Source organism: Bergeriella denitrificans NBRC 102155 (assembly GCF_001592185.1).
Lineage (GTDB): Bacteria > Pseudomonadota > Gammaproteobacteria > Burkholderiales > Neisseriaceae > Neisseria > Neisseria denitrificans.
On the sequence record NZ_BCWL01000126.1, the window covers coordinates 1 to 6,425 of the forward strand.

Genomic DNA, 6,425 nt, shown 5'->3' on the forward strand with positions numbered 1-6,425 from the left:
TCCCATTCTTATTTTATATTAGCCTCCCCAAATATCTGTCGGGCAAAAGTGCCCGACCTACTGCTAAGCTGCTAGAGCAGCAAGTCCGCTGACCTGTACGATTTGTACGGCCTGCGGCTTGCCGTCTTGTTTCATTCTATGTTTTCCGACTATAAAATCCGTTGAAATTCAGCAACCTGTCCCTTCCCCCGCTCCTGCGGGGGAAGGTTAGGATGGGGGGTGCCGGCCTAAAGTGACCTATAAATCAACCCCCACCCTAACCCCCCCGTTAAAGATGGGGGATAGGTTGCTGAAATATTAAGCATGACTCAAATCGTTTATCCCGAGTTTACGTTATGAAATACGGCAGGTGTTTGCACATGCCATCAAAAAGGCCGTCTGAAAAATGGGCATTTTTCAGACGGCCTTTTTTCTCAAGCGGCGCGTCAGGCGGCTTGGTCGAAGCCGCTGTGGCGCAATAATGCGTCGATTTCGGGGGCGCGGCCGCGGAAGGCTTTAAACGATTCGGCCGCGCTGCGCGAGCCGCCTACCGCTAAGATTTCGCGCCAGAACTGTTTGCCGGTGGCGCGGATGTCGCTGCTTTCTTCGAAGGCGGCGTAAGCGTCGGCACTCAGCACCTCCGCCCATGCGTAGCTGTAATAGCCTGCGGAGTAGCCGCCGGCGAAGATGTGGCCGAAGCTTTGGGCGAAGCGGTTGTATTCCGGAGGCTGTACCACGGCGACTTCTTGACGCACGTTGTCCAATACTTGCGCCCAGTTTTTCAGACGGCCTGCGTCGCTTTCGCTGTGAATCAGCATGTCGAACAAGGCAAATTCCATTTGGCGCACGAGGAACATGCCGCGCTGGAAGTTTTTCGCCGCCAGCATTTTGTCGAAGAGTTCGCGCGGTAAGGCTGCGCCGTTGTCTTCGTGGCTGGACATTTCGGCGAGTACCTCGTATTCCCATACGAAGTTTTCCATAAACTGGCTCGGCAGCTCGACTGCGTCCCATTCTACGCCGTTGATGCCGGATACGCCGAGTTCTTCCACTTGGGTGAGCAGGTGGTGCAGGCCGTGGCCGGTTTCGTGGAAGAGGGTGAGGATTTCGTCGTGGCTCAAACGCGCTTCTTTGCCGCCGACGGGCGGGGTGAAGTTGCACACCAGATAGGCGGTCGGGGTTTGGATTTGGCCGGCTTTGGGGCCGTCTGAAAAACGGCGGCGGCCTTTGTAGTCGTTCATCCATGCGCCGCCGCGTTTGCCTTCGCGGGCATACAGATCCATGTACACGCCGCCGATAATCGCGCCGCCGTTTTCCAGCTCGAAGTAGCGTACGTCGGGATGCCAGGTCGGGACGGTTTTTTCGATGAAATTCACGCCGTATAAGCGGTTGACTTGGGCAAACAGGCCGGCCAGCACGCGGCTGACGGGGAAGTATTTTTTCACTTCGGTTTCGGAAAAGGCGTATTTGGCTTCGCGCAGTTTTTCGCCGGCGTAGGTCAAGTCCCACGATTGCGGCTCGCTGATGCCCAATGCTTCGGCGGCGAAGGCGCGGGTTTCGGCCAGGTCTTTTTCGGCAAACGGTTTGGCGCGGGCGGCCAAGTCGCGCAAAAATGCCAATACTTGCGCGGGGGTGTCGGCCATTTTGGTGGCCAGCGACAATTCGGCGTAGTTGTTGAAGCCCAAGAGTTTGGCGGTTTGCAGCGCGATTTCCAGGGTGCGGTCGATGTTGGCTGTGTTGTCGAATTTGCCGTCGTTGCTTAATTCGCTGGCGCGGGTGACGTAGGCGCGGTAAATCTGTTCGCGCAGGCTGCGGTTGTCGGCGTAGGTCATCACGGCGATGTAGTGCGGCATTTGCAGGCCGACTTTGTAGCCTGTTTTGCCTTCGGCTTCGGCAGCGGCGGCAAACATCGCCAATGCGTCTTCGGGAATGCCCGCCAGCGGTTCGGCGGTGTCGAAATAGAGGGCGAATGCGTCTGTGGCGTCCAAAACGTTTTGCGAGAATTGGGCGGACAATTGTGCGCCTTCGGTTTGCAGCGCGGCCAGTTCCGCTTGTTGTTCAGACGGCAGTTCCGCGCCGCTCAATACGAAATCGCGTAAGTCGTGGTTGAGTTTGGTTTGCTGCGCGTCCGACAGTTTGGCAAATCCGGGGGCGGCTTTGATGGCTTTGTAACGTTCGTACAATTCGATGTCTTGGCCGATTTCGGTAAAGAAAAGGGTGACTTCGGGCATAAGTTCGTTGTACACCGTGCGCAGTTCGGGCGTATCGACCACTGAATTCAAATGCGCCACCACGCCCCAAATGCGGCCGACGCGTTCGGTAATGTCGGTGAGGCGTTCCACCGTGTTGAGCCAAGTGGTGTCGGCTTCTTCTTTGATGGCGGCAATCTGCCCGCGCGCTTCGGCTATGGCGGTTTGCAGCGCGGGTTTGATGTGTTCGGTTCGGATTTCGTCGAAACGCGGCTCGTCGCCGAGATTGAGCAGGATGTTGTCGGTCATGGAAAATCCTTTCGGTGGGTGGGGCGGCGGCTTGGGGGCGCCGTGGTGGTGTGTGCGGAAACGGGGTTTGCCGCGCGGCGGTGCGTATGGTTTGTTTTCAGACGGCCTGCCGCAGGCCGTCTGAAAAATATGGGGCGGAATGCGCCGATTAAAAGCCCGAAATCTTTGCAGATTTATTTGCCGGGGTTCAGCAGGCGGTATTGCACGCGCAGGAATTCGTCGAGTACGGCCTGCTGGATTTCCAGACGTTTTTCCACGGGCGAGGCAAAGCGCACGATGATTTTATAGACTTTGTCGTCAAACGGCACGCGTGTGATGCGCGGCTGGGCGGCGGGGGTGATGAAGAGTTTTTCCTCCTGCACGTTGGCCAGATAGCGGGTCACGTCGGCGATATAGGGTTGGCACATGGGCTCGATGGTGCGCTTCAAATCGGGAATGATGGCATCGGAATCCAAATGCACGGGCACGGGGATTTCCAGCGTGTGTATCACAAACGGCCCCAGGATGTTGTCGCGGCGCACGGAAAAACTCAGCAGCAGGCTGTTGGGGAACGACAGCGTCTGCCCGGAAAGCTGGCCGACCAGCGCGTTCGGACCGATTTGCATCATCAGCGTATTCAGCAGGTTGATATCGACCACGCGCCCGCGCATGCCGTTGATTTCGATGTAGTCGCCCACGGAATACTGCTTGGTCACGGCACGCAGAAGGCTGCCGGAGAGACACATAATCAGCTCTTTGGTGGCCAAGACCACGGCGGCAGCCACGGCCAGCATGGAGAGCGCCAGCGATTGGATTTGCGCCGCCCAAATCATGGCCAGCCCCATCAAAATCAAAATCAGGGTCAGGTTGCGGCTGACCACCAGCGAGCGGCGTTTGCTTTCCAGCTCCAAATCGGGGTGGCTGCGGAAATGCGCGGTCAGCAGGATGCTGCGTAGTGCAAGCAGGCTGATAATCATCAGCACGGATTGGATAATCTCGCTGCTGACGGGAATGGCGGATAGCCATTGTTGGAAAGTTTGCCACATGGTGATGCTCCGTATCGGCGGTGCAAAAGCGTTGGAAAGTGTGCATGGACGGGCGTTTTTCGGGCGGTGTGCCGCCGCGTATGGAAAACGGTTTTGCGATATGCCGCGATATTATAGTTGAAGTAAAACGGAATGAAGCAGAGCGGTGGCGGGTTTTGAGCTGCTTTAGGATTGTTCGGCCGTCTGAAAAATGCCGTTTAATCAGTCAATCACCCGCACGGCTTCGCGCCCCTGTTTGAGCTTGGCTTTCAGGATTTTCGGCAGCAATTCGTCGAAATACCAGCGGCCGTCGGGCAGCGCTAAGGCACCGCCGGCGCAGCGCAGGGTAATGCTTTGGCCGGAAAGCGGGTCGGTTTCGGTTATCTCCAGCTCGGTGGCGCGTCCCCAGTCGGCAACGGGCAGACGCTCGGCAAAGCGGCGTATGGTTTGGTTTTGCCGCTCGATGCCTTCTGCGCTCCGGCATGCGCCGTCGCAGCGGCCGACGGCCTGCACGGGGCAGGGCACGCCTTTGGCATGGTTGGTAGGCAGAATGTTCAAGGTATCGGGGCAGAGACTGTGCGTCTGCGCCCATTCCGCCAGGGCGCGTTTGGCGGCCTGCTTGTGCAGGAACAAACCGCAGGGGCGGCGGGCGTGGCTGCCGTTGGTAAGCGGCACAATTCTGGCCTGTAACGCGCCGTGTTCTTCGGGTACAAATTGCACGGTGCAGAATGTGCGTTGGTTTTCAGACGGCAAAATGCGGTATTCCTGCATGGCCTGCGCTTTGAGCCATAAGGCGTGCAGGCCGCCCAGCGCGGGCAGGAAGCGGACGGCGGCGGCCGATTGCGCGTAATACGGCACTTTTTTCGCGTGCAGCAGCGCGGCGGCTTCCGAATAGGCGCGTTCGCAGGCTTCGACCGCGCGGGCTTGTCCGGCCGCATCCAGCCAGACCAGCACGCCCCAGCTGTCGGGCAGGGCGTAGAGTTGTTGCGCCAAAGGCTCGGGCAGGCGGGCGGGCAGCATTTTCGGGTTCATCAGGGCGCGGCATTGGTTTTCCCATGCTTCCGCGCCTTTTTCCTGCAGACTGTGCATCAAAAAGCCGCACAAGGCTTCCACATCGGCCATGGCGCGGTGGCGCGTGCCGGTGGGAATGCCGCAGCGCTCGATGATGCTGTCGAGATTATGCTTGTGAAACTGGGGATAAAGGCGGCGCGACAGCTGCACGGTACACAATGCGGGCGCAGCAAATTCCAGCCCCGCACGCTGAAATTCGTGGCGCAGAAAGGTATAGTCGAAGCGGCTGTTGTGCGCCACCACCAACGCGCCGCGCAGCAGCGGCAGCAGCTCGGGCGCGATGCGGGCAAACGGCGGCGCATCGGCCACCATATCGTCGCTGATGCCGGTCAGCTCCCGGATAAAGGCGGGAATGGGCTGCTGCGGGTTGACCAGCCATTCATGGCGGCTGACCTGCCCGTTTTCAAAGCGCAATACGGCGATTTCGGTTATCCGGCCTTGATGGAAATGGCCGCCGGTGGATTCCAAATCCAATACCGCCACCGGCAGGCCGAAGCGGGCAAAGGCGGCTGCCAGCGGCTGCAGGTGCGAATCTTCTGCCATTTCTTTTCCTTTAAATTCAACAAGCAAACGCGCATTCTACACTTTTTTGGAAATTTTTCCAGCATCAGGCTTGACAGTATTTTCTGCACAACCTATAATTCAATCTTTCTTACAGCGCACCCGTAGCTCAGTTGGATAGAGTATCTGGCTACGAACCAGAGGGTCGGGCGTTCGAATCGCTCCGGGTGCGCCAGACAGAAAATTCCGCGCCCATCGTCTAGCGGTTAGGACATCGCCCTTTCACGGCGGTAACCGGGGTTCGATTCCCCGTGGGCGTGCCACATTCCGAAAAATCCCTGCAATGCGTTGCAGGGATTTTTTTATGCCTGTTTGGTTTTAGGTGAGGCGCGTTCGGCAAGTTATAGCCGATACGCGGATTGATCGTTCCGCAAGCCGGAAGCGGGCAGGGTAGCGCCGTATTTTAGTTTTAGACGGAATGGCCGTCTGAAAACGGCCGTCTTTGTATTACAATAAGTGTCTCCGCCGCAAAGTGCAAAAGCCACACAGGAAATCATCATGAAGCCGATTTATTTCATTGCCGATCTGCACCTGAGCGACAGCCGCCCGGGTCTGACCGATTTATTCGTGCGCTTTATGGACGGGCGCGCGCAGGGAGCGCAGGCGGTGTATATTTTGGGGGATTTGTTTGATTTTTGGATTGGCGACGACGAGCAATCTGAGTTGATTGATACCGTCAAGCAGGCGGTAGGCCGTCTGAAAAAGCAGGGCGTGGCGTGTTATTTTATCCACGGCAACCGCGATTTCTTAATCGGGCCGCGCTTTGCCGCGGAAACCGGCATGGTGCTGCTGCCCGAATATCATGTCATGCAGGCGGGCGCGGAGCGGATATTATTGTGCCATGGCGATACTTTGTGCACTGATGATGTCCGCTATCAGGCGTTCCGCCGCAAAGTGCAGATGAAATGGCTGCAGAAATGCTTTTTGCTGCTGCCGCTCTCCTGGCGTTTGTCCGTGGCGCACCGCATCCGCGCGGTCAGCAAGCAGGAGCAGCAGCAGAAAATGGCGCAGATTATGGACGTGAATCAGAAGTTTACCGAAGCAATCGTCCGCCGCTATCATGTGCCGCTGCTGATACACGGGCATACGCACCGGCAGCATATCCATCATGAAAACGGCTGGCAGCGGATTGTATTGGGCGACTGGCAGGAAAACCGCCCGTCGATTTTGCAGTATGACGGTCATCGTTTTGCCTTTGTCGGCTTGGAAGAGGCGGACGGGCAGTTGCAGGATTGACAGGTTGGCGAACGGGATGAAAAAGCCGTCTGAAAATTAAATTTTCAGACGGCTTTTTCAATCAGGGTTAATTAGTTTT

General features: G+C 57.4%; 5 protein-coding genes and 2 tRNA genes. 4 read left to right on the forward strand and 3 right to left on the reverse strand.

Annotated features, from left to right (window positions below; all coding sequences use genetic code 11):
- Window positions 1-425 precede the first annotated feature (425 nt).
- Window positions 426-2,474: a M3 family metallopeptidase gene (locus BDE01S_RS07340; protein ID WP_066079509.1), complete on the reverse strand. Its 2,049-nt coding sequence runs from the start codon at window positions 2,472-2,474 to the stop codon at window positions 426-428.
- Here BDE01S_RS07340 and BDE01S_RS11700 point away from each other — a divergent pair.
- On the forward strand, window positions 2,473-2,598 hold the full coding sequence (locus BDE01S_RS11700) for a hypothetical protein (protein ID WP_255265798.1): 126 nt from the start codon (window positions 2,473-2,475) through the stop codon (window positions 2,596-2,598). The two genes, BDE01S_RS07340 and BDE01S_RS11700, sit on opposite strands and share 2 nt — an antisense overlap.
- A gap of 49 nt (window positions 2,599-2,647) precedes the next feature.
- On the opposite strand, the gene BDE01S_RS07345 is transcribed toward BDE01S_RS11700, so the two are convergent.
- Entirely contained in the window at window positions 2,648-3,499 is an 852-nt protein-coding gene (locus BDE01S_RS07345; RefSeq protein WP_066079512.1) for a mechanosensitive ion channel family protein, read from the reverse strand.
- Window positions 3,500-3,700: 201 nt separating this feature from the next.
- Window positions 3,701-5,092, reverse strand: coding sequence for a 3'-5' exonuclease family protein (locus BDE01S_RS07350; RefSeq protein WP_066079515.1), 1,392 nt, complete (start codon window positions 5,090-5,092; stop codon window positions 3,701-3,703).
- A gap of 116 nt (window positions 5,093-5,208) precedes the next feature.
- Between BDE01S_RS07350 and BDE01S_RS07355 the strand changes: the two genes are divergently transcribed.
- From BDE01S_RS07355 to lpxH, 3 genes are all read left to right on the forward strand, one after another.
- Window positions 5,209-5,285 (forward strand) — tRNA-Arg (locus BDE01S_RS07355).
- Window positions 5,286-5,298: 13 nt separating this feature from the next.
- Window positions 5,299-5,373 (forward strand) — tRNA-Glu (locus tag BDE01S_RS07360).
- Between the two features lie 235 nt (window positions 5,374-5,608).
- Window positions 5,609-6,346: a UDP-2,3-diacylglucosamine diphosphatase gene (gene lpxH, locus BDE01S_RS07365; protein WP_066079518.1), complete on the forward strand. Its 738-nt coding sequence runs from the start codon at window positions 5,609-5,611 to the stop codon at window positions 6,344-6,346.
- Window positions 6,347-6,425: the final 79 nt, after the last annotated feature.